The sequence below is a fragment of the Pedobacter sp. AK017 genome, from assembly GCF_014200825.1.
Taxonomy (GTDB): domain Bacteria; phylum Bacteroidota; class Bacteroidia; order Sphingobacteriales; family Sphingobacteriaceae; genus Pedobacter; species Pedobacter heparinus.
In genome coordinates this window covers 1-25,129 of sequence record NZ_JACHCW010000020.1, presented here as the reverse complement: position 1 = coordinate 25,129, position 25,129 = coordinate 1, and the positions used below count along the sequence as shown (strand labels likewise).

The 25,129-nt window shown below is 39.9% G+C and carries 19 protein-coding genes; 17 read left to right on the top strand and 2 right to left on the bottom strand.

The genetic code is table 11. The features are described from left to right. Nucleotides 1-7 precede the first annotated feature (7 nt). The 15 genes from hemE to HDC92_RS21980 all read left to right on the top strand — a co-directional run bounded on the left by hemE (nt 8) and on the right by HDC92_RS21980 (nt 19,472). Nucleotides 8-1,030, top strand: coding sequence for a uroporphyrinogen decarboxylase (gene hemE, locus HDC92_RS22050; RefSeq protein ID WP_015809246.1), 1,023 nt, complete (start codon nt 8-10; stop codon nt 1,028-1,030). Nucleotides 1,031-1,037: 7 nt separating this feature from the next. After that, nucleotides 1,038-1,586, top strand: a complete 549-nt coding sequence (gene hemJ / locus HDC92_RS22045; protein ID WP_015809245.1) for a protoporphyrinogen oxidase HemJ — start codon at nt 1,038-1,040, stop codon at nt 1,584-1,586. Nucleotides 1,587-1,651: 65 nt separating this feature from the next. Then, complete coding sequence (locus HDC92_RS22040) at nt 1,652-2,341, top strand: outer membrane beta-barrel protein (RefSeq protein WP_183877133.1); 690 nt, start codon at nt 1,652-1,654, stop codon at nt 2,339-2,341. Nucleotides 2,342-2,358: 17 nt separating this feature from the next. Beyond that, on the top strand, nt 2,359-3,351 hold the full coding sequence (locus HDC92_RS22035) for an ABC transporter ATP-binding protein (protein WP_183877132.1): 993 nt from the start codon (nt 2,359-2,361) through the stop codon (nt 3,349-3,351). A gap of 205 nt (nt 3,352-3,556) precedes the next feature. Further along, entirely contained in the window at nt 3,557-6,073 is a 2,517-nt protein-coding gene (locus HDC92_RS22030; RefSeq protein WP_255484640.1) for a DUF5686 and carboxypeptidase-like regulatory domain-containing protein, read from the top strand. A gap of 63 nt (nt 6,074-6,136) precedes the next feature. Continuing rightward, on the top strand, nt 6,137-6,445 hold the full coding sequence (locus HDC92_RS22025) for a GNAT family N-acetyltransferase (RefSeq protein WP_015809241.1): 309 nt from the start codon (nt 6,137-6,139) through the stop codon (nt 6,443-6,445). Nucleotides 6,446-6,467: 22 nt separating this feature from the next. Beyond that, the gene (gene yiaK / locus HDC92_RS22020; protein ID WP_183877130.1) at nt 6,468-7,451 is read left to right on the top strand and encodes a 3-dehydro-L-gulonate 2-dehydrogenase; all 984 of its coding nucleotides are present in this window, start codon (nt 6,468-6,470) and stop codon (nt 7,449-7,451) included. Between the two features lie 95 nt (nt 7,452-7,546). Beyond that, nucleotides 7,547-8,668 carry an alginate lyase family protein gene (locus HDC92_RS22015; RefSeq protein ID WP_221271002.1) on the top strand — a complete coding sequence of 374 codons (1,122 nt, stop codon included), beginning with the start codon at nt 7,547-7,549 and terminating at the stop codon, nt 8,666-8,668. Between the two features lie 17 nt (nt 8,669-8,685). After that, nucleotides 8,686-10,530 carry a glycoside hydrolase family 97 protein gene (locus HDC92_RS22010; protein ID WP_183877129.1) on the top strand — a complete coding sequence of 615 codons (1,845 nt, stop codon included), beginning with the start codon at nt 8,686-8,688 and terminating at the stop codon, nt 10,528-10,530. Between the two features lie 12 nt (nt 10,531-10,542). After that, nucleotides 10,543-12,480: a glycoside hydrolase family 127 protein gene (locus HDC92_RS22005; RefSeq protein ID WP_183877128.1), complete on the top strand. Its 1,938-nt coding sequence runs from the start codon at nt 10,543-10,545 to the stop codon at nt 12,478-12,480. 84 nt (nt 12,481-12,564) lie between these two features. Continuing rightward, a complete protein-coding gene (locus HDC92_RS22000) occupies nt 12,565-13,788 on the top strand; it encodes a glycoside hydrolase family 88 protein (protein ID WP_183877127.1) in 1,224 nt (407 codons plus the stop codon). A gap of 9 nt (nt 13,789-13,797) precedes the next feature. Next, nucleotides 13,798-15,711: a glycoside hydrolase family 97 protein gene (locus tag HDC92_RS21995; RefSeq protein ID WP_183877126.1), complete on the top strand. Its 1,914-nt coding sequence runs from the start codon at nt 13,798-13,800 to the stop codon at nt 15,709-15,711. A 15-nt stretch (nt 15,712-15,726) separates the two neighbouring features. Next, entirely contained in the window at nt 15,727-16,965 is a 1,239-nt protein-coding gene (gene fucP / locus HDC92_RS21990; RefSeq protein ID WP_183877125.1) for an L-fucose:H+ symporter permease, read from the top strand. Between the two features lie 147 nt (nt 16,966-17,112). Next, a complete protein-coding gene (locus HDC92_RS21985) occupies nt 17,113-17,748 on the top strand; it encodes a PAS domain-containing protein (RefSeq protein ID WP_183877124.1) in 636 nt (211 codons plus the stop codon). Between the two features lie 89 nt (nt 17,749-17,837). Then, entirely contained in the window at nt 17,838-19,472 is a 1,635-nt protein-coding gene (locus HDC92_RS21980) for a glycoside hydrolase 43 family protein (RefSeq protein ID WP_183877123.1), read from the top strand. A 3-nt stretch (nt 19,473-19,475) separates the two neighbouring features. On the opposite strand, the gene HDC92_RS21975 is transcribed toward HDC92_RS21980, so the two are convergent. Together HDC92_RS21975 and HDC92_RS21970 are read right to left on the bottom strand one after the other, a co-directional pair. Then, nucleotides 19,476-20,105: a DUF6266 family protein gene (locus HDC92_RS21975; protein ID WP_183877122.1), complete on the bottom strand. Its 630-nt coding sequence runs from the start codon at nt 20,103-20,105 to the stop codon at nt 19,476-19,478. 214 nt (nt 20,106-20,319) lie between these two features. Continuing rightward, nucleotides 20,320-21,240, bottom strand: a complete 921-nt coding sequence (locus HDC92_RS21970; RefSeq protein WP_183877121.1) for a glycosyltransferase family 10 domain-containing protein — start codon at nt 21,238-21,240, stop codon at nt 20,320-20,322. 445 nt (nt 21,241-21,685) lie between these two features. Here HDC92_RS21970 and HDC92_RS21965 point away from each other — a divergent pair, with 445 nt between their 5' ends. Together HDC92_RS21965 and HDC92_RS21960 are read left to right on the top strand one after the other, a co-directional pair. Next, on the top strand, nt 21,686-22,195 hold the full coding sequence (locus tag HDC92_RS21965) for a UpxY family transcription antiterminator (protein ID WP_183877120.1): 510 nt from the start codon (nt 21,686-21,688) through the stop codon (nt 22,193-22,195). 141 nt (nt 22,196-22,336) lie between these two features. Then, a complete protein-coding gene (locus tag HDC92_RS21960) occupies nt 22,337-24,718 on the top strand; it encodes an outer membrane beta-barrel family protein (protein WP_183877119.1) in 2,382 nt (793 codons plus the stop codon). The last annotated feature ends 411 nt before the right edge of the window (nt 24,719-25,129 follow it).

The following is a 25,129-nucleotide window of genomic DNA, read 5'->3' as shown; positions in this document are numbered from 1 at the left end:
AGAACACATGAACACGTTATTTTTAGATGCAGCATTTTCAAAGCAAACAGAACGCCCACCAGTGTGGATGATGCGCCAGGCTGGCCGTTTTATGCCGGAGTATTGGGAAATTAAAAACAAATACTCTTTTCTGGAGATGTGCAAAACACCGGAAATTGCTGCTGATGTAACGATGCTTCCGGTTGATTTGCTTGGGATTGATGCCGCTATTTTGTTTTCGGACATCCTGGTAACAGGTGAAGCTATGGGTGGAGACCTGAGCTTTACGCAAGGTATAGGCCCTAAATTTGCTAACCCGGTGCGTACACTTAAAGATGTGGAGGCTTTAGAAGTAGATGTGCTCGACAGGCTGCAATATGTGGCTGATGCGATCAAAGTGATCCAGCAACGTTTAAATGGTAGTATTCCTTTAATTGGTTTCGCCGGAGCACCATTTACAGTAATGAGCTACCTCGTTGAAGGTGGTTCTTCCAAAGATTTTAAGCTGACCAAATTGCTGATGCACAACCAGCCGGAAGTAGCACATAAACTATTGGCTAAAATTGCTAAGGTTACTGCCGATTACCTGAACCTGCAAATTGCAGCAGGTGTAAATGCCATTCAGATCTTTGACAGTTGGGCATTGGCCCTGTCATGGAACGATTATCAGGAATTTTCGCACCGCTACATCCAGGAAATTATTGCCAACCTGAACAGAAAAGACATCCCAGTGATCTCTTTCTGCAAAGGCAGTTCGGTATTTGCCCCGATTATGGCTGAAGCTAAACCAGATGTGATTTCGGTAGACTGGAACGCGGATCTTTTAAATATTAAAAACAGTTTGCCTGCAGGTATCGCTGTACAGGGTAACCTTGATCCGCATATTTTATATGCGGATAAACCTGTCATTAAAAAAGAAATCCTCAGACTATTTGAGCGCATGCGCGGACAAAACGGTTTTATTTTTAACTTAGGTCATGGTATTATGCCTGATATTCCTTTCGACAACGTAAAATATGCAATAGAAGTAATTAAGGAGTTTAAATACTAAGTTTACTATGGATAAATACTACTATTACGTCCTTTCTGTTCATATCATCTTTATGGTAAGCTGGATGGCGGGGTTGTTTTATAGTGTACGTTTGTTCATTTACCATACCGAGGCCAACGACAGGTCCGAAATGGAGAAAGCCATTCTCCAAAAAGAGTATGAAAAAATGGAGCGCAAGCTCTGGTACATCATCACTACACCGGCCATGGTATTAACAGTGCTGGCCGGTATCACCATGCTTTGCATCAGACCAGCATTGCTGCAAATGCCCTGGATGCATGTAAAACTTAGCTTTGTAGTTTTACTGCTCATTTACCACTTTATTTGTCAGCGTATCATGAAACAGCTAAAGCTGGGTACCTGTAAAATGAGTTCCTTTAAGCTGCGTTTGTGGAATGAAGTGGCCACCATTTTACTGGTCGCCATTGTATTTACAGTGATCTTAAAAAATGCTGTAGACTGGATATACGGCCTCATTGGTCTGATCATTTTTGCTGTGGTTATCATGGCTGCAGTAAAATGGTATAAACATTACCGGAAAAAACACGATTCCTAAAATTAATCTATCTTTATAGTATGAAACGTCTATGCTCAACCGCAGTTTTAATTAGCAGCCTTATTATGGCCACCTCATTAAATTTATTTGCGCAACAGGATAGTGTCAAAACATTAGCCAACCGGAAGGGCCGTTTTGTGGGTGGTATTACACTTACACGTATTGATCTTGGTTTCAGCAGGCTTATTGACAACGGAAGCTTTAGCCTGTCACCGGCAAATGATTTTCTGGACTATAAGGCATTTAAAACCAGTACCTTCTCTTTTGATGTGCTGGACTACGGATACCGGTTCAATTCAAATTTTAAAATATATCTGGCTGCTGGGTTAGACTGGACAATGATCCGACTAAAAAGGGACATTACGATAAGAAGAAACACCCCTACATTGGAATATGATCCGGAAACGGGTATCGAATTTTCTAAAAACAGATTTTCCAGTTTTTATGCCCATATACCAATGGGTTTCCAGTTCCGTACCAATGAGAATGACCGTGGTAAAAGGTTCTATTTTGTTGTCGGACCGGATATAGGCTTCCTGCTCAATGGAAAAGTAAAACAAATAAGTAAAGAGAACGGTAAACAGAAATTCAGGGACGATTATAATTTCGAAAAAGTGCGTTTGGGCGGATCATTGCGCGTAGGTTATGGGGCACTTGGAATTTTTACTAAATATTATTTTAGCGATATGTTTGATAGTGCACCACAAAAAGGGTTAAAGAATATGTCATTCGGAATAACACTGGGGTTAAATTAATACAATATCTTTATCCCGTGGAAGAGCAAATCATTAGTGTTAAAAATCTTAGTAAACAATATCAAACCGAACAAGCGGGCGGTATCAGTAACATTAGTTTTGAGGTTAAAAAAGGAAATGTTGTAGCCATTCTGGGTGAAAGCGGCAGTGGAAAATCTACACTGTTGAAGTGCATCTATGGTTTGCTAAGGGTAGATGGAGGGGAAGTTTCTTTCAAAGGAAAGCGTATCTTGGGACCTGATGAACAACTCATCCCGGGCCATAAGGAGATGAAAATGGTTACCCAGGATTTTTCATTGAATATATATGCTAAGGTTTATGACAATGTAGCGTCCATGCTATCCAATACCGATGTGCAGGCCAAACAAGCCAAAACTATGGAAATGTTGCAGCATCTGCACATTGAACATCTGAAAGATAAAAAGATTACCCAATTGAGTGGCGGCGAACAGCAGCGCGTGGCCATTGCTAAAGCCATGGTAAGCGATACTTCAGTTTTGTTACTGGATGAACCTTTTAGTCAGGTTGATGCTTTGCTTAAAAACCAGTTGCGTGCCGACATTAAGCGGGTAGCTGCAGAAACAGGTGTTACGGTAATTATGGTATCCCATGATCCGGCAGATGGCCTCTTTCTGGCAGACGAGTTGCTTATTTTAAAAGACGGAGCTTTGTTACAATCAGGTCAGCCCAGCCAGGTTTATAACCATCCCGATCACATTTATACAGCCCGGCTGTTGGGCAATGCTGTGGTACTGGATGCCACAGATGCTTCAATATTGGGATTGGATATCCCTGATGGGCATGCCGTGTTTTATCCGGAATGGGTAGAATTGAAGAGCTCCTGGAACAGCAGGAGATTTGAAGTGAAAGATGTTTATTACAAGGGTTTTTACGAAGAATTGCTGCTTGAAAGAAACGGTGTAAAAATCAGGGCCCTTCAGCTGAATTGGGGAGAGCATAAAAAAAACGACCATGTACAAGCTAATATCAGTCAGTTTCTAGCCCTGTAAATCCATAAAAATCAATCGCCTATATTCAGTTTTTTCATTTTCGTGTCATAACATTTAATTATTGGCTTTACCCTGACTTTTTTACGCGGATATTCAGAAGTTGAGTATTAACTTTGCTGTGCTTAATTTTTTTTAGGCAGCACAATATTAATTTGTATACATGTTTCTTCGTTCAATAACAGTCAGGTTTATTATTTTGTTAGCTATGGTTATACCTGGTTTTCAATCTTATGCACAGCAAACGGCTGTTAGCGGAACGGTTACAGACGCCAGCACTAAAGAAACCATTCCTTATGCATCTTTTATCATTACCGGAAGTGGAAAAGGAGGGCGCACAGATGCCGATGGAAAGTATAATATTACCATTAGTGGCAATTATACCCAGCTTAAATTCAGTTATATAGGTTATAAAACCCAGGTTAAAACCATTAAGCCGGGGCAGGCCCAAACCATTAATGTACAGCTGCAAAATGAAGCCATGCAGATGAATGAGGTAGTGATCAAAGGTGGCAAGAAGCCCCCTTACCGCAATAAAGAGAACCCTGCAGTTGAACTGATCCGTAAGGTAATTGCCAATAAACCGAAAAACCGCATGGAAAGCTATGATTATGTAGCTTATCAGAAATATGAAAGAATGTTGTTCTCTATGAGCAACCTTTCGGAGAAATTTAAGAACAAAAGGATATTCCGTAATTATCAGTTCCTTTTTCAGGAACAGGATTCTACAAAAATAGGTGGCAAAAATATGCTTCCGGTGTTTCAGCAGGAAAAGCTTTCTGATAACTATTTTCGCAAAAATCCGGAGAAGTTAAAAACTGTGGTCATAGCCGATAAGCAGGTGAACTTCGATGAGCGTTTTATAGACAACCAGGGTTTAAGTTCTTATTTCGACAGGATGTACCAGGATATTGATATTTATGACAACAATATCTCTGTAGTAAGCAACCTGCTGCTAAGCCCGATTGCTGATGGCGCACCTGGTTTTTACAAATTTTTTATTACCGATACCATCCGTACACAACAGCCCCAGCTGATTGAACTTTCGTTTACACCCAGAAACAAGATGGACCTTTTGTTTGAAGGTAAGCTGTATGTAACCATGGATGGAAATTATGCAGTCCAGAACGCTTTTTTAACCGTAAATAAAAACATTAACCTGAATTTTGTACGGGCTTTGGAGGCCAAGCTTGAATTTGAACAGAATACGGACAAACGTTACCACTTAAGTAAGAGCAACCTGATTGTTGATTTTGGCATCACCAAGAAAAGCGGGGCTGGTTTTACAGGCGAAAGGACCGTTACCTATAAAGATTACAAAATAAATGAGCCGATAGCCGATAGCGTATACAAAGGCTCGGCTGCCCTGGTTGTGGTACCGGATGCGAAAAAGAAATCTGAGCAGTTCTGGACCAGTAACCGTCCTGAGGCGCTGAGCACCACCAGTGCTAAAGTGTACCGTAATCTCGATACCCTGCAAAGCATTCCATCGTTTAAACGAACTATGGATATTGTAACACTGTTTTTTGCGGGATATAAAGATTTTGGTCCTTTTGAAATGGGGCCGGTAAATACCTTTTATAGTTTTAACAGTGTTGAGGGCTTTCGTTTGCGTTTAGGTGGCCGTACCACAACTGCTTTAAGCAAGCGCTATTATTTTGAAACTTACGCAGCCTATGGCTTTGAGGATCTGAAATGGAAGTATTTCCTGAGCGGGACCTATTCCTTAAACAACAAGTCAATTTATGCTTTCCCTCAAAACTATGTGCGCGCCAGTTTCCAGCGGGATACCAAAATTCCCGGACAGGAGCTGCAGTTTGTACAGGAAGATAACTTTTTGCTTTCCTTTAAAAGGGGGGAGAACAACATGATGCTGTACAATGATTTTTACAGGCTTGATTATGTCCATGAATTTGAAAATCACTTCTCCTATAGCCTTGGCTTACGTAAATGGAGCCAGACACCAGCAGGTTCTTTATATTTTAACAACTCGGCGCAAACACTGTTTTCAAGAACCAACCAGATCAATACATCCGAGATCAGTGTGAACTTAAGGTATGCGCCGCACGAAAAATTTTACCAGGGTAAGGTTTACCGCACGCCACTGGTTGATAAGTATCCGATATTTAACCTGCGTTATACTGCAGGCCTGAAAGGTGTTTTAGGCGGTGAGTATAACTACCACAATTTTATGGGTAGCATCGATAAACGTTTTTATTTATCGCAATTGGGCTATACCGATGTAACAGTTGAAGGTGGATATGATGTGGGCAAATTACCTTTCCCGCTGTTGTCTATCCACCGCGCCAATCAGACTTATGCTTACCAGTTGCAATCGTATAACCTGATGAACTTTCTGGAGTTTGTAAGTGACCATTATGCAAGTATCAATATAGACCAGAATTTTAATGGTTTCTTCTTTAATAAAATCCCTTTGCTGCAACATTTAAAGTTAAGGGAAGTGATGTCCTTTAAAGCTTTATATGGCGGCCTGCGCAATGAAAATAACCCCGCCAAAAATACAGATGCCATGCAGTTTGTACGCAATAGCGATGGTATACAGATTACCAATGCACTGGACAATGGCCCGTACATGGAAGGTAGTGTTGGTGTAGGAAATATCTTTAAGGTGTTAAGAGTTGATGCCGTAAAACGTTTCAGTTACCTGGACCATCCAAACGTTTCTTCATGGGGAATCCGGGCCAGGGTTAAATTTGATTTTTAATTAAGTTCTTACATATTATTCAGGTAAATTAGGGTCTGGAATCAGCACCTTAAATAATTTCTTATGAATGAAGAATATGTAAACCTGCCACTGGTAAAAAATTCGGTAGATAAACGCTTTGAACTGAAGGTTGGCGACTATACCACATTTATTGATTATAAAGAACATGGGCAAAAGATCTGGCTAATCCATACCGAGTCGCCTACCGAATTGCAGGGTAAAGGAGCTGCTACTGCCGTAATAGAAAAAACCTTGTCGTATATTGAAGAGAACGGTTATAAGCTTATCCCTTTGTGCCCCCTGGTGGCAGCCTATCTTAAAAGACATCCGGAATGGGATAGGATTCTGGACGATAGTGCAAGACCTTTTTAAGCCAAATCTTCATTTTATCGATATGCGTATACCATTTCAGGAGCTTAAGGCCGAATTTAAAAGAGTATTGTTAAAATTATCATTTCCGCCGGAAACTGCCGATAGCTGTGCCCTGGTATTTGCCGCCAACAGCAGGGATGGTGTTTATTCTCATGGATTAAACAGGTTTCCTGTTTTTGTAAAGCTGGTGCAAAAAGGGCTGATAAAGGCAAATGCCTTGCCTGCCTTACTGGAAAGAAATGGAGCAATAGAGCGTTGGGTCGGGAATTTTGCACCAGGTATGTCAAATGCCAGCCATTGCATGGCCCGCGCTGTCGAACTGGCAAAAATAAATGGAATTGGTTGTGTGGCCATCAAAAATACCAACCATTGGATGCGTGGTGGAACTTATGGCTGGCAGGCTGCAGATGCTGGTTGCATAGGTATATGTTTTACCAATGCTACCGCCAATATGCCTGCCTGGGGTGGTAAAGATCCGGTGTTGGGCAATAATCCCCTCGTAATCGCAATACCAAGGAAAGAAGGGCATGTGGTGCTCGATATGGCCATGTCGCAATTTTCCTATGGTAAAATGCAGGAATATGAATTAAAGAACGAAGCCTTACCCTTTCCCGGAGGATATGATGAACAGGGAAATTTAAGTACAGATCCTGCAGTGATCCGTAAAACAAAACTGGCCCTGCCAATTGGTTTCTGGAAAGGTTCCGGCCTGTCCCTGGTGCTGGATTTATTGGCCGTAGCGCTTAGTGGCGGCAATTCAACCGGAAAAATATCGGCTCAGGCCGATGAAACAGGGGTGTCCCAATGTTTTATTGCCATCCGGCAGCCAGACATGCATGATGCGCTGATTGCAGAGGTGCTTGCTTATACAAAAAATAGTGAGGCCGTTAAAGCGGGCGGACAGGTAAGCTATCCGGGCGAGCGTACCTTACAGACCCGATTGGAAAATGAAGAAAAGGGGATACCTGTAAATGAAGAGATCTGGATGCAGGTAAAAAATTTTTAGTGCACCTGAAGCGCTGGCAATTGAGTATATAAATCAATTTCTATTGTCATATCGATATGAATGGGGATAATCTCAATATAAATTAATTCCAGTACGTGAAAAATCAAATATTTTTACTTTTATTTTTAGCTGCAATCTGTGCCCGGGGGCAGCGTACTTTTGTACATCCCGGAGTTTTACATTCCCAGACTTCATTAAACAGGATGCAGGATGTGGTAAAAAATAAAACATTGCCTGGATATGGGTCATACCTCTTACTGTCTGCACACCCTTGCGCAAGTTCATCCTATCGGTTGAACGGTCCGTATCAAACTATTTCCCGTGATGGTGAATTTAGCTTTACCAAAAGCAAAATGGAGATGGACTTTAGCGCGGCCTATTTAAATGCACTGATGTGGATGGTTACAGGGAACAAAGATCATGCAAAAAAAGCGATACAAGTGCTGGAAGCGTATGCAGATGTTTTAAAAATAATCCCCCCAACCAATGATGCCCCATTGCTTGCCGGTCTGGAAGGCTCAAAAATTGTCAATGCAATGGAAATCCTGGTGCATTCCAATAGCGGCATTAAAAAAGAGCAGATCACAAAGATCAATAAGATGATCACTAAGGTGTTTCTTCCGGTTTGTGAGGCCTTTTATCAAGTAAAAGCTTATACAAATGGAAACTGGGGTGCAATAGTAACCCGCATGTACATTGGAGCTGCAATCTATTTTAATAACGAAAAGATGTACAATAAAGCCATTGATTTTTATAACAATGGCAATGACAATGGAACGATAAAAAATTACATCAATGACACAGGGCAGATCCAGGAGAGCGGCCGCGATCAGGGGCATTCGCAACTCGGTTTGGGAGCGCTTGCATCAATTTGTGAAATCGCATGGAACCAGGGAGACGATCTCTATCAGGCGCTGGACAACAGGTTGCTGAAAGGATTTGAGTATGTAGCCAAATACAATCTCGGAAATGATGATGTCCCGTATGTAGTTTGGAAAGATGTTACAGGTAAATACAGCACCTGGACTAAAATTTCAGACATCAGCAGGGGAAAGTTTATTCCGGTATATGAAATGGTTTACAACCATTATGTTCAGCGTAAAGGTTTAATAATGCCATTTACAAAGCAGGTGATTGATAAAATCAGACCTGAGGGGTATGACAGGGACCAGCCTGCCTTCGGAACATTACTGTTCAATAATTCAGAAAATAAATAAGTTAACCTATCCGTATCATGATCCTGAACAAAGTCCACCACTTTTTTACATTATTTCTTGCATTGTCTTTATCCTGTATAGGATGGAATACTTTTTCCCAGACTAAGCCACCCTACAAAGTAACTTCACCTGATCAATTGACAGCAGTTACCGTCAATACAGCTACAAATGGTGATTTGAAATACATGCTCAGTTATAACGGGCAGGCCATCACTGGCTGGTCTGAACTAGGACTGGAACTCAATAAGGTTACAATCGGTCGGCAAGCCCTGATTACAAGTGCTACTCAACAAAAACATACAGAAAAATTCGAATGGACTTTAGGAGAAAATGAATTTGTGGAAAATAATTACAATGAGTTAAATCTGAGCTGTACTTCCGGAACTATTAAATATAACCTTTTGGTCAGGGTATTTAACGGTGCTATCGCATTCAGGTATATTTTGCCCGCGCAGCGGGATATCAGTGATTTTGTGGTTAAACGCGAGCTTACCGCCTTTAACTTTAACCAGCCTTACAAAATCTATCAGTATCATCATGAATCTATATTTACACCTACTGACATTGATTCTTTGGCTACCAGCTGCGATTTTCCGGCTACGCTAACAAATGGTAAATTTTACATGAGCATTGGTGAAGCGGCTAACCTTAATTATACCAAGGCAGAAATTGCCAAAGGAGAAAGTTCCAATTCACTCAAAATCGTTTTTCCCCGGGATATGGAACTGAAGTTCTCTGGTGCTTTTGAAACACCATGGCGAACGGTAAGTTTTTCCAATACCGCTATAGGCTTACACCAATACAGTGATCTTTATTTAAAATTAAACCCGGCTTCAGCAGTAAAGGTACCTGAAAGTATTGTGCCAGGAAAACTGATCAGGGCACAATTGAACACACAGAGTGGATTAGATTGCATAGATTTTGCCAGGAAAATGAATTTCAAGCATATTATGTTTGACGCGGGCTGGTATGGCCCCGAGCGGGCAAGCTCATCCGATCCCCGCGTGGCTATTCCGGAAATAGACTTGCAAAAAGTAATTCAATATGGAAAAGAAAATGGTATTGGGGTTATTTTGTATGTAAACTATATTGGTCTGCAAAATTACCTGGATCAAATTTTACCCTTATATAAAAACTGGGGCGTAGCGGGTATAAAGTTTGGATTTATAGATGGTTTCAGTCAAAAGGGACTCACCTGGTTAAGTTCAGCAATCAGAAAGGTAAATGATCAGGGACTAATGCTAAATATCCATGATAACTATAAACCAACCGGACTGAGCAGAACATTTCCGGCATTGTTAACACAGGAAGGTATAAGAGGGGATGAAAATAGCCCTGATGCTTTCCATACCACAGTTTTGCCTTATACCCGGTTTTTGGCAGGCGCCGCTGATTTTACCTTCTGCTTTCCTAATCCTAAAAATAGTTTTAGTAAAAACATCAAAGTCAGCAAGGCCCAGCAGCTTGCGCTTACTGTTGTTTACTTTAGTCCCCTGCAAGCTATATTCTGGTATGGAAAACCTACAGATTATACCAATTGGGATGAAATAGAATTTTTCAGGGAAGTACCTACAACTTGGGATGAATCAAAATATCTGAAAGGTGAAATAGGCGAAAGTATCAGCGTTGCCCGTCGCAAAGGTACAACATGGTTTGTGGGTAATGCGGCCGGTTTTCAGGATTGGAAAGGTGATATCATCCTTGATTTCCTTAGTGCAGGGAAAAAATATACAGCCACCATCTATGAGGATTCGCCGGATGGTAGCATTTCAAAGCGAACAGTTCCCGTAAAAAAAGCAGACCGCTTTTCATTTGAAGTAAAAGCAAAAGGTGGCCTGGCCATGATAATTGTACAGCAATAAAAGATTAAATTGATGAGGATATACAGAATTAAATTGATATACTGTTTGCTGATTTGGGCTGTTCCCACACTGCTGTACGCCCAGTCGCACTATCCTGGCCAGCATAAAGGCAAGTTTGCCATTGAAGATAAATTAAAACCTGCTGTATACAGTTTTGATCTGGATGCTGTCAGATTGCTGGACGGCCGTTTTAAGCAAAACATGGAGCGCGAGCAAAAATGGCTGGCAGGCATAGCTGCTAAACGCCTGTTACATAGTTTTAGAACCAATGCAGGGATATATGATGCCAATGAAGGTGGTTATTTTGAAATTAAAAAGCTTGCAGGCTGGGAATCGCTTGACTGCGAATTGCGCGGGCATTCTACCGGGCATATTTTATCGGGCCTGGCTTTAATGTATGCCTCAACCGGGGATGAGCAATACAAGGTTAAAGCGGATAGTCTGGTAACCGGACTGGCAGAAGTACAGCAGGTATTGAATCAGAACGGTTATCTGAGTGCTTTTCCTCAGGAGCTGATCAATAGAAATATGGAAGGCAAAAGGGTTTGGGCGCCCTGGTATACCCTGCATAAAATTTACAGTGGATTAATTGACCAGTATCTGTATTGCAACAACAAACTGGCTCTTGAAATTGTAAAAAAAATGGCCGCCTGGGCCTATCAAAAATTGCAGGTAGTTGGTCCGCAACAACGCAGCCTTATGCTACGCAACGAGTTTGGAGGGATCAATGAATCATTTTATAACCTTTACGCGATTACAGGTAATCCTGAGGCTAAATGGCTGGCAGAATTCTTTTATCACAATGAAATGCTGGATCCGCTAAAGGAGGGCAAAGATATTCTGGAGAAGAAACATGCCAATACTTATATTCCTAAATTGATAGGGCTCAGCCGCGATTATGAAATAGAAGGTAAGGGTGATGGAGATAAAACAGCTGGTTTCTTTTGGCAAACAGTTAACGATCATCATTCATTTGCTACGGGAAGTAATAGTGATAAAGAAAAATTCTTTAAACCGAATAACCAGTCGGCCCATTTAACCGGGTATACCGGCGAAAGCTGTAACGTATACAATATGCTTAAGTTAAGCCGACATTTGTTTACGCATACAGCTGATATCAAATATGCAGACTATTATGAAAAAGCATTATACAATCACATTTTAGGTCAGCAAGACCCGGAATCAGGCATGATCTCTTACTTTCTGCCTATGCTTCCCGGGGCACACAAAGTTTACAGCACGCTCGATAGTTCATTCTGGTGTTGTGTAGGCAGTGGTTTCGAAAACCAGGCTAAATATGGGGAAGCTATTTATTATCATACAGAAAATGACATATATGTAAACCTGTTTATTGCCTCAGAACTGGATTGGAAAGAAAAGGGTTTTAAGTTGAAACTGGAAAGCAATTTCCCTGAAACGGGAACAATAAAGTTTAGTATTCTTCAAAGTCCGGCCACACCTGTAGGTTTACAGCTCAGGTATCCCTCATGGGCAACCCATGGTGTAGTTTTGAAATTGAACGGTAAAATAGTGCCAGTAAAACAAAAACCGGGCAGTTATATACTCATCAGTAGAAAATGGAAAGCCGGCGATCGGGTAGAAGTAAATTATCCAATGGCTTTACAGGCGGTACCTACCAATGATGATCCTGACGTAGCTGCAATAGCTTACGGGCCTATTGTTTTGGCGGGAGAGATGGGCAGATCTGATATGAAAGCCCCCGCACCTTTCTCGAATCCTGAATTATACAATGACTATTATACCTATGACTATAGGGTGCCATCAGGAATCGTTACTTCACTTACATTAAAGAAACACAATTTAAGTGAAGCGATACAACCGGTAATGGGAAAGCCACTTACATTTAAAACATTAAAGGAGGGAGTGGTATTACGTCCGCTTTATGACATCCACAGGGAAAGGTATGTGGTATACTGGAACTTAAAATAACTGCTATTTTTAAAAGTAATAAAGGAAATGTGAGTATATAATCGGCTTTTTACTGTCATTAAGGTAAAACACATTTAACTGATCATGACCATTTTCCGAAGCCTGTTTTTAACTGCAATTCTTTTATTTATTTTTTGTATTGGGAATGCCCAGGTAAATACTTCAAAAGCAATAGCTTATTGTGCAGTTCAAGCTGATAAAACCCTTAAATCAATTCCTGTAAATGGGATCAATATTCCCCGTAACATTGCTCAGGGCAAAAAGAAATGGAATTACATCGGTTATAAAGATTGGTGCAGTGGTTTCTGGCCTGGAATATTGTGGTATGCCTACGAAGGTACTCAAGAACAAAAGTTTAAAACAGCGGCCGACAAATTTTCGCGTGAACTTACACCACTTTCTATGATGAAAGCGTTTGACCACGACCTTGGCTTTCAAATCTTCAACAGCTTTGGCAATGGTTACCGTTTAACAAAGAACCCTGGATATAAGAAGATCATACTCGCTGCTGCAGATACTTTGGCCACCTTATTCAATCCTAAGGTAGGCACGATCTTATCCTGGCCACGACCGGTACCCAATATGGAATGGCCCCAACACAATACCATTATTGACAATATGATTAACCTGGAAATGTTGTTCTGGGCTTCAAAAAATGGTGGCAGTAAAAGGCTTTACGACATAGCGGTCTCACATGCCAAAACTACCATGAAAAACCATTTTAGGCCAGATTATACCTCCTATCATGCGGTGGTTTACGATAAGCAAACAGGGAAAAAAATAAAAGCGGTAACCCATCAGGGATATGCTGATAATTCCATGTGGGCCAGGGGACAGTCATGGGCAATATATGGTTATACCGTATGCTATAGGGAAACTAAAGACCCTGTATTTTTGGATTTTGCAGAGAAGGTGACAGATGTATATTTAAAAGATCTGCCGGCTGATCTGGTTCCTTATTGGGACTTTAATGATCCCGCCATTCCGAATGCACCCCGTGATGCTTCAGCTGCCGGTGTTGTTGCTTCTGCACTGTTGGAACTTTCAACATTAAGCAGGAACAAGACTAAAGCAAAAACATATCGGAAAAAAGCTGAACAGATGTTGACCTCTTTATCCTCTGCGCAATACCAAAGCCGGGAAAAGAACAGTGCCTTTCTTTTGCACTCAACGGGGCATAAACCCAATGGCTCGGAAATAGATGCCTCAATTATATATGCCGATTATTATTACATCGAGGCGTTATTGCGACTTAAAAAGCTTCAGAATGGAGTAAGCATTTATTCAACATCCCTTTCAACAAATTAATCCGAAAACATGACCCGATTATTCAAAAGCCTTTTTCTTGTTTTAATAAGCTGTAACCTTTCATTTGCGCAGGGTATAATAAAAGGAACAGAAAGCATATTGCTTTCTCCGGACAAAAATACAGCGCTTAAATTTTATCAGAAAAGTGATCCTGCTGGTAAAAGAACCCTTTATTACCAGGTAAGCTATAAAAATAAGGTTGTCATCTCCGAATCAGTAATGGAACTTCAGCTGGACAACCATTTATCTGAAAGTGCAATGGCTCTTCCTGTAGATAAACACCAGCGATGGTTCGAGAACCTGCAGGTTAAAAAAATCATGACTTCTACTAAAGATGCCTCCTGGAAGCCAGTGTACGGGGAAAAAGAGACTATTCGTGACCATTTTAACGCGGCAACAATTGAAACCGTTAAAGATGACAATCCAATTTACTTAATGAATATTGAGCTTAGGGCTTATAATGATGGTATAGCTTTTCGTTTCTTTTTTCCTGAAAATGAAAAAGGGACTTATTATCGTATAATTGCTGAAAATACCGAATTCAGTTTGCCGGAAGGAACAAAGGCCTGGGTGGCCAAATGGGCTCAGGCACCTTATGAAAAACTGCCTTTAAGCAATTGGGAGCGCGAAGCCGAACGGCCTTTAACGTTGGAATTGCCCAACGGTCTGCATGCCGTTTTGGCCGAAGCACAAATGGTAGATTATGCACGTACCAAGTTCAAACTGAGTAAAACAAAGCCTAATACCATACAAACCGCGATGTTCACACCCGCTGATCTCATCTCCCCTTTTGCTACTCCATGGCGGGTAATTATGGTGGCCGAAAGCCCTGCACAGCTTGCTGAAAACAATCACCTGATCCTGAACCTGAATGAACCCTCAAAAATAAAAGATGAAAGCTGGATCAAGCCTGGAAAGATCATCAGGGTAATGTCGCAGACCACCAAAGATGCTTTGGAAAACATTGATTTTGCTGTTGCACGCAACCTGCAATATATCCTGTTCGACTGGAAATGGTATGGTCCTGCTTTTAGCTTCAGTGCTGATGCTTCAAAAGTGGCCATTAAAGATTTTGACCTTCCTGCCATTATAAAATACGGAAAAGAAAAAGGGGTTGGTGTATGGCTGTATGTGAACCAGCAAGCCTTATTGATGCAAAGTGACAGTTTGTTTTCCATTTATAAAAAATGGGGGGTGGCAGGTGTGAAATTTGGTTTTGTGCAGTCTGGTTCTCATCGCTGGACTACCTGGCTGGAAAAAGCCATACAACAGGCGGCGGCCAATCAGATTATGGTAAATGTTCACGACGACTGGCGACCGACAGGTGAGCAACGTACCTGGCCAAACCTGATGACTTCAGAAGGGATCAGAGGCAACGAAGAAATGCCTGATGCCACTAACAATACCGTTATGCCTTTTACCCGTTACCTTGCAGGTGCTGCAGATTACACCATTTGTTACTTTGATAAACGCATTAAAACTACCCATGGCCATCAGCTGGCATTGGCGGCTATTTATTTTAGTCCGATACAAACCCTTTACTGGTATGATAAGCCCTCTTTTTACCAGAATGAACCCGAACTGGAATTCTGGGATAAAATACCGGCCAGCTGGGACGAAACAAAGATATTGCAGGGAACTACCGGCGAATTTGTAAGCGTTGCCAGGAGAAACGGGAACCAATGGTTCCTGGGTACAATTACCAATACAGCAGCTAGAACTATAAAATTAAAATTTGATTTTTTACCGAAAGGAAAAACTTATCTTGCTAAGATTTACAGTGATAACGATAAAATGAATACGGCTACTAAAGTGGGAATTGAAACCAGACAAGTAAACGCAGGCACCGTGCTGGAAATTAAATTAAAGGCTTCAGGCGGGCAATCCATCTGGCTGCAGCCAAGTAACAGATCAACCAAATAAACCTGATAAAATAAAATGAGCGAATCAACAACCAAAGCTGCCTTTACCGACAAGAAATTTATAATCACCCTTGTCTTTGTCACCTCCCTTTTTATGTTCTGGGGCATTGCCATTACAATGGCCGACGTACTGAACAAACATTTTCAGCAAACCATGAGCCTTTCCAAATCACAATCGGCCTTTGTGCAGTTTGCAGTTTTTGGTGCTTATGCAGTAATGGGTATACCAGCCGGTTTATTTATGAAGCGTTTTGGTTATAAAAAAGGAGTACTTTTAGGACTATCGCTTTTTGCCACCGGAGCCTTTCTCTTTATTCCGGCAGCCAATATTTCTTCCTTTGCCTTTTTCGGTGTCGCATTGTTTATTGTAGGATGTGGACTATCAACCCTTGAAACCGTTGCACATCCATTTGTGGCTTCGCTGGGTGACCAGCGTACGAGCGATCAGCGCATTAATTTTGCCCAGTCCTTTAATGCAGTTGGTGCAATGCTGGGCCCGGCAATAGGAAGTTACTTTTTGTTTGGCAAGCATGTGCAGGGTAGTACAGATCTTACTTCTGTTAAGGTACTTTATGCTGTAATTGGCCTGGTAATTTTGCTGGTTGCTGTCTCTTTTTCGTTTGTAAAAGTGCCAGCTACAACAGATCCCCATGCCGTTGCAGCAGACGCTGATGCGGTAAATATCGATGTGGCCCCGGATAAAAAACTGTTTGATCATAAACATTTCGTCTGGGCGGTTGCCGCTCAGTTCTTCAACGTAGCTGCGCAGGCCGGAACATGGGCTTTTTTCATCAATTACGGACATGAAAAAATGGGCTTTACGGATAAGGAAGCCGGGAACTACATGGTGTTGTTTATGGGGATGATGCTTGCCGGTCGTTTTATCGGTACCTTTTTGATGCGGATAATTGCACCAAACAAATTGCTGGCTTCATTTGCATTGGGTAATATCCTGATGTGTATCATCGTAGCACAAAGCCTGGGCTGGCCATCTTTCATTGCTTTACTGATGATTAATTTCTTTTTCAGTATCATGTTCCCAACGATATTCAGCCTTGGGCTTAAAAATCTGGGCGCCCGTACACAACAAGCCGCCTCGTTCTTATCAATGGGTGTGGTTGGGGGAGCATTTTTTCCTTTTATCATGGGAGCACTTGCAGATAGTGCAGGAATTGCGTATGCTTATTATGCCCCGATCATCTGTTACATAGTGATTTTCCTTTTTGGCTATAAATTCTATAAAGTAAAACACTAATTATACAATGAAATATCCGGGTTGCTTAATGCCCTGGCTGGACATTGTGGCAGCTGTTTAATCTGCCTTGGTTCACTTGTAAAATTTAAATCAAACATATACTGCCTATATCCGTTGTACAATAGGTTGTTGGACTAATAGGCTACTATGCAAAGGGATATAAATAATGCGCTTCAGGAAATAACAGATTTAAAGAACGAAGCGAAAAGCTCAAAAAATAAACTGCGTTCATTTTTTGAGAGTTCAAGCGTGATCCATTTGCTGATAGATACGGACCTACGGGTGATTGATTATAACAGGGCAGCCGTAAATTTTATAAAGAAGCATTGTAAAATCAATATAAAGGTTGGGACAAAAGCATCCAGGTTAATACATAAAGATCAGGTAGCCAGTTTTATGGAAAACTATGTCAAGGCGCTTGATGGCGTACCCGTACGTATGGAACAGGAGTTTAAATATGGGGGTGAAAGGATTTTATGGTTCCTGAATTATGAACCTGCATGGGATTGTGACGGAAATATTTTAGGCATGTCGTACAATGCCGTTGACATTACCGAGAAAGTAGCCAACGAAAATAAGATTGTTGCCCAGTATTATTCATTGGAGAGTATAGCTTATATCCATTCACATCATTTTCGGGCCCCTGTTACAAACATTATGGGGCTGATGAATATCTTTAAAATTAATGGCTACAAAACTACAAAACAGGAGCTGTTAATGATGCAAAGGGCTGTAAATGAGTTGGAAGTCCAGATGACCAGGATTGAAAACCATCTGGTGTAATTCTCCACATTTATAATAATTTTCATCATTAAGAGTATATAATCAGTTTTTTACTGTCATTCCAGTACACTATTTCCTGTTTAAATAATATGACGAAGATATTTGATACCTTGTTTCTTTGTTTAACCTTTTTAAGCCCCGTACTCCCTGTTTTTTCACAAGGGATCAGCAAGGTTTGGGTAGCAGATCAAGGCAACGGCACCTATAAAAATCCGATACTTTATGCTGATTATTCAGATCCCGATGCCATTAGGGTAGGTGACGATTATTATATGACCGCCTCCAGCTTTAACTGTATTCCGGGCTTGCCTATTTTGCATTCCAAAGACCTGGTAAACTGGAGGTTAATTAACCATGCCTTAAAAAAACAAGAACCGGAAACACTATACAACGTCCCGCAACACGGTAAAGGTGTTTGGGCACCCAGCATTATTTTCCATAATGGAGCATACCGCATCTATTATCCTGATCCGGATTTTGGTATTTTTATGGTAAAAGCCAAAGATCCTGCAGGGGAATGGAGCAAGCCTGAGCTGGTAATGGCCGGAAAAGGGTTGATAGACCCCAGTGCTTTCTGGGATGACGATGGCAAAGCATACCTGGCAATTGCCTGGGCAGGCAGCAGGGCAGGGGTAAATAGCTTGTTAACCATTTATCCAATGAACAGCGAAGGTACTCAGGTTACCGGAAAAGGCAGGCACGTGTTTGATGGCCATGAAAGGCACCATACAGTAGAGGGCCCCAAGTTTTATAAACGCAACGGTTATTATTACCTGTTTGCTCCGGCCGGCGGTGTAGCTACGGGCTGGCAACTGGTTTTGCGGTCGAAAAATATTTACGGACCATACGAGGAAAAGGTTGTTATGGACCAGGGAAAAACGACCATAAACGGGCCACACCAGGGGGCATTGCTGCGCACGCAGAAAGGAGAAGACTGGTTCCTGCACTTTCAGGACAAGTTTGCTTACGGGCGTATTTTACATTTGCAGCCTGTAAAATGGGTAAAGAACTGGCCGGTAATCGGATCGGACCCGGACGGCGATGGTAAAGGTGAGCCTGTACTTTCGTTTAAAAAGCCGGATGTAGGTAAGGTTTATCCTTTAGTTACCCCGGCAGAGAGCGATGAGTTTGATGATGATGAACCTGGGTTGCAATGGCAGTGGCATGCCAATGAAAAGATACAGTGGAGTGCTCAACTCAGAAATTCGGGTTACTTGCGCCTGTTCGCCTATCCCGGTCCAAAGGATGCCTTAAACTTATGGCCTGCACCAAATTTGCTGCTGCAAAAACTGCCTGCACCTGATTTTACCGCCACCACAAAAGTTAAGTTTAGTACCGAATGGGATGTATGGCAAGGTAAAAAAGCCGGATTGCTGGTTATGGGAAATGATTATGCTTACTTATCCATATCAAAAAATGAAAAAGGATATAAAGTAAGCCAGGTACTTTGTAAAGAAGCTTTGAATGGCGCTTCGGAAAGCCAGATCGAGGAAAAGGCGATAGCCGGAGCTGAAGTTTATTTAAGGGTAAAGCTATCCGCTCCGGACGCGCTTTGTACATTCAGTTATAGTGAAGATGGTACCAATTTTAAACCTATAGGAATTTCTTTTAAAGCCCAGCCAGATAAATGGATCGGTGCTAAAATAGGCTTGTTTTGTATAAGTGAACCTGATGTGCGCACCGGTGGCTATGCAGATTTCGATTGGTTCAGAATAGATAAATAGTGATCATTCAATCAACCAAACACTGTTGCTGATATTTTTGCCATTACTCGCCCTAAAAGCAATATATAAATGTATTTCTCGTCCCAGATAATTTGCCGGCAGTTCTATTTCATCCTGCCCGGTAATCCTTGTTGCACCGCTTAGTACGTAGATTGCCTTATGTAATTCCGGGCAATATACAAGGAGCATTGTCCGGTCGTTTTTAATGCCCCAGTTCATTTCGGGGCTTACCTCCCAGGTAATGCTTAGGGTATGGCTGCTTAAGCGTGCTTGCGGATTGATTGCAGGCTCCAATGAGCCCTGGCTCAGCAAGACCTTGCTGTAATCGATGCTGATGTTTGGATAATCACCTTGCAGGGCATTCTTGTAAATGTAGGCTGTGGCTTCATTGTGCGGATGCCGGTCTGTGCCAGCTACGGACATTTCAAAACCAACGTTAATGAAAGGTAGTAAGGGCTTTAAAAAATCAGCCGTTACTTTCATTTTTTGCCGGGCAGTCAGCTGTTTTAAGCTGGGTGGTTTATTGGTTTTACCAATTCTTCTGATCACGTTTTTTCCTTTCAGCTGATAGCTGACCAGGTTTCCTATGCGGCCTTTGAATATTCCAAAGATGCCATCTTCAAATTTCCCCATGTTCTGTTTAATATGAGGTGCAGTTTCAATGGTTTTTAAGTGGGTATTGTGAAGGGGTTGGATGGGGGAGGAACCATAGGAAACCCCTTACAACACCAAGCCAACAGGCTTGCAATACCTATATAAATATAAGGAGAAATAGGCGAAAATCTGTTTTTATTTTTTTTGTTTCAATAGGGTGTTATTCAAACTGTCGATCATTTTAGATTGACACTCAGAAAATGAGAATATTCTTTCTTTCTTTAATTACTTTATACAATCTATGAAATAAAGAAATATCCGAATCATTGATTAGGGTATTGAACGGCTCTTTAAAAGGATGTTTTTTCCATTCAAAATAGGCATTATATGCTAATTCATCTTCATTAAGCTTTTTTAAATACGAAGCCAAAGCGGCTGGATTTGCGAAATCATTTACATTAATATAGCAATGTTCCCCAGGGGATAAGTCCTCAATATTATCTGCACCCATATAAACAGGAACAGTTCCAGCTTCAAACGCATCATAAAACTTCTCTGTTACATAGTCTGTTCCACAAGCATTTTCAAATGCCAAAAAAAACTTATATTTGGCTATTGTTTCTATTTTAGATTTACGTCCCGTATCTGAGCTTAACTTTTTATTTCTGAGCATTTTCCCGTAGGAATCCACTTTGATATGCTTAATTAGCTCTCTGATATACCCCAGGCGGCCACTTTTGTTCATTGAGCTTGATATAAACATACTTACAAGCATGTCGGATGATTTAGTAGAAACAGGCCCACGAAAAGTTTGGCGAAATTTAGGATCAAGATAGCTATGATTAACATCTGAATCCAAATGATATGTCATTCTTATATCGAATTGCGACATCGCATTCTTGTCAAGCATCTCTGGATAATTCTGATCACACTCCTGGCACCATAAAATCCACATTTGACCAGGCCGTTTATTTATATGAGAAATATCCCCCATATCCGGGAGATGGAACACAACAGCATCAGCCTTACTGATCCGGCCTCTATCAGCACTAATCTCACAAGATGTTCCCTCCAATATTTCATATGGATAGTAAAATGAAAGCGGAGCTCCAAACCCCGTGTTATAAAAAACTATCAAACACCCTGAATTCTCATTATCAATACATTTCGTCATTGTATTTAAGTTAGATTTTACGCTATAACATTTGGTTGTCTTAAAAGAATCATTATACTAATCTATATAATAGAATTATTTTTTTCTATAATACTATATCCAGCAGAAACATTAAATGGGTTCTAATCTGCATAATATGAATAATACTGATGACGGCTTTGCTATAGCCATTAGCAAGTATATAATTCAAATTATCATTCACCACAAAAAATGCACTGTTCACCACGAAATTTCAATCATTAGCGTAAAATAATTGGAATCAGCATTTTTCTTGTATATTTTTATTTACTTAGTTTTTAGTTTTAATTAAGAACAGAACGTTTCAAATAAATCACAAGGTTTATGTGATTTATTATCAGCGAAGCTTTGCGCTGACACGATAATACTCTAAAATAGGACATTGACGATACTATAAAAACATATTGTTCTTAACAACGCATCTCACATGAACGCAAAGCTAAATGAGAAAAAATGGCATGTAATTTATACAATGCCACAGTCAGAACGCAAAGTAAAGGCAGCTATTGACGCCATAGGAATAGAAACATTTTTACCTCTACAATCAATTATTAAACAATGGAGTGATAGAAAGAAAAAAATGCAGGTGCCACTTTTTCCAAGTTATATCTTTGTAAAGGCAGAAGCGAATATGCTTGGAATGCTGCTTTCAATAAAGGGTGTAGTAAGGTTCGTTTCTATTCAAAAAAAAACCGTGGTTATCAGAGAAAAAGAAGTCCTAGCATTTAAACAAATACTAACACGCTGTGAAGGGATTTCAACCGAAGATTTCTTTACTCAGGGAATGAAAGTGCTAATTAGCGTGGGGCAATTCTCAGGCTTGGAAGGCATTATTTTACAAAAAAACGGAAAGAAAAGATTGTTGATTAAAATAAATGTATTAAACAGAGCTTTTTCAGTTAATATAACCAATCAAATGGTGGTAGCGACCACTTAATATCTGTACATTATTATGATTATGTGTTTTCAATACCGCAGATTATTTTTTTAATTTCAGGATACTTGATTTCAATTTTACAGTTGATTACAATTTGATAAAAAGAATTTGAATTACATTATTAAACATATATACTCCAACTTGAAAAAGCTATTTATAATAGCGATTCTTTTTATTTTTAATAACAATGCATTTGCTCAATATACAATTAGCGGTAAAATAAAAGATTCCGTAACAAATAATCCCATAGAGCTGGTAACGGTAATTTTAAAACATGAACTTCTCACTGTACAGACGACTGTAAGTGATAGCCTTGGCAATTTTAAGCTAATTAACATAGACCCTAAAACTTATAATATTGGTTTCTCGTTGACTGGTTATAAACTAAGAATTCAAAACCTTAAAGTAAATAGTGACACCTTGATTAATGTAAATTTGACATCGCAAAACATTGAGTTGCGAAATGTTACAATTACCAGTTCCAGACCTCTAATAGAAAGGAAGATAGATAGACTGGTTTATAATGTAACGGATAATCCGGCATTAATGGGTGCAGCTGCTACAGACATTTTAAGAAGTACTCCTTTGGTTAGTATTGATAATGATGAAATAAATATCATAGGTAAAAGTGGAGCAAGGGTAATGGTTAATGGAAGACTTGTAAATCTAAGCGGACAGGATTTGTACAATTATTTAAAAACTATTCCGATAAATACAATTTCAAAGATTGAAGTGATCACAAGCCCACCTGCAAAGTATGATGCCGAAGGAAATTCTGGCCTTCTGAATATCGTTACAAGCAAGCAAAAATCGAAAACCATGTATGGGAATATTGGATCTGTTTATCAACAAAACTATTATGGGAGCAGTGAAATCAACGGAAGCATAAACGGCAGTTTTAAGTTAATAGACTTTAACGCTGGCTTGAGTTATAGAAAAGGGAAATCAAGACCATCTGAAAACTCGATTATCCAATATACAAATCAGGACTGGTATCAAACAAATATTCGAAACCAAGATATAAACAGGTTAAATTTCAATTCAGCGATAAGTTTTAAAATCAATAAAGCAAATGTGCTTTCATTAAACTATACCGGATCTTTTATGGATCGACTGGAAAATGCAAAAGCCAGAACGGATATATATAATAAAGCAAGTGTGCAAGATTCATTCCTGCTTTCGACAAATATAATTGATCAGCAAACCGATATCCATGATTTCAATATTTATTACAGATCGGATCTTAAAGAAGGAAAGGCTTTAGAAATAGCGGCCAACTATTTATTATATGATCAGGCCAAGGACCAGGAACTTCGCGGGGTCAACTATTTCTCAGATTTTACTACAACAGGTGAAACTGTAAATGATAGAAGTACCTCACCTCAGAATATTCATGTGTTTACAGCCACTGCTGATTACGAGCAGACATTTAAAAAAATAAAATTTAATTTTGGGTGGAAAAGCTCTTTTATAGACATTGACAATAACTTTAGTTATTACAGAAGCATTGGCAGCGAATTTATAATCGATAATACCAGAAGTAATCAATTTTTATATGCTGAGAATACCCAGGCCGCATATACTTCCTCAACGTTTTCTATTAAAAGAATTGAGTTTAAGCTAGGGCTACGCGCTGAGAACACTCATCTGGAAGGTAATTCTGTGCAATATAATCAAGTCAATAAAACAACATATTTTAAAGTTTTCCCCAGCCTCTATATTCAGCACGCTTTGAAAAATTCAAATATAATCAGTTTTAGTTACGGAAAAAGAATCAGCCGACCGGGATTTTCGGAGTATAATCCTTTTAGATATTATTTCAATGCCTACCAATATGCAGAAGGAAATCCGTCATTGCAGCCTTCATTTAGTAACAATTTTGAATTGGCCTATACGATGCATCAAAAATATATCCTGACACTATTTTATCAAGGGGTTAATAACTCTTTCTTACAAACCCCTTTCATTGATCCTTTAACAGGGTTAGTTAATTATACACGAAGAAATGTTGGAAAAGAAGGAACGGCAGGAGTGTACGCAATTTTACCAATAAAAATTACTGAATGGTGGAACGCTAACAACGTTTTAACTGGTTTTATCAGATACGAAAACTCAATTGGACCAGGAGGAAATAATCTACGAAACAATATCGTCAGTGCCACATTCCAAAGCAATAACTTACTATATTTGAATGGTAAAAAGACTTTTATAGGGTCTTTCGATTTAAAGTATAAAGCACCTACCAGAACCTACATTTTTAACGCTTCTACAGTTTACACAATTGACCTTGGAATAAAGAGAATGTTTTTGGATAAGCATCTACATGTAGGGATTAATGCGTCGGATATATTTTACACGGGAAATCCAACCTACAATTCTATACCTAATACAATATCGCCGATCTATTCTGTAATTAAAGCTGATAATAGGAGCTTCAGAATCTCTTGTACTTATGAGCTTGGTTTAAGTAAAAAAGCTAAAAGAAGGGATTCTAATGCAGATGAATTAGACCGTTTGAATTAATTCCCTTCTTCTATAATTAATACAATCCTTAATTGCAACCAAACGGATGGTTTACGCCAGTAAATACCAGCATAATTCAAAACATTAAAATACAGCCTGTACATCTTTCGCAGATGAATAAACGCTTTTCTAGATTATTAATTGGAACTAGTATTCACAAGATGCGCATAGTGAAGATTATCATGAATTAATTTTTTAGAGAAAGACCGAGAACAATTGATGTCTTTAAACTAGGGTTTTTTAATCACTTAATTTATTCTCTAAAATAAAAAATGAAAAATTGAAAGAACTGTGTAAAAAAATTCAGTTAGATCCAGCGGTTATAAAAGTTGTTGGGTTCGTGTAGCAGGTGGGCTGTTGGGGTAATTTTGGTTTTTGCTCCATTTATCGGCTGGGTTTGGCTGTTTATAG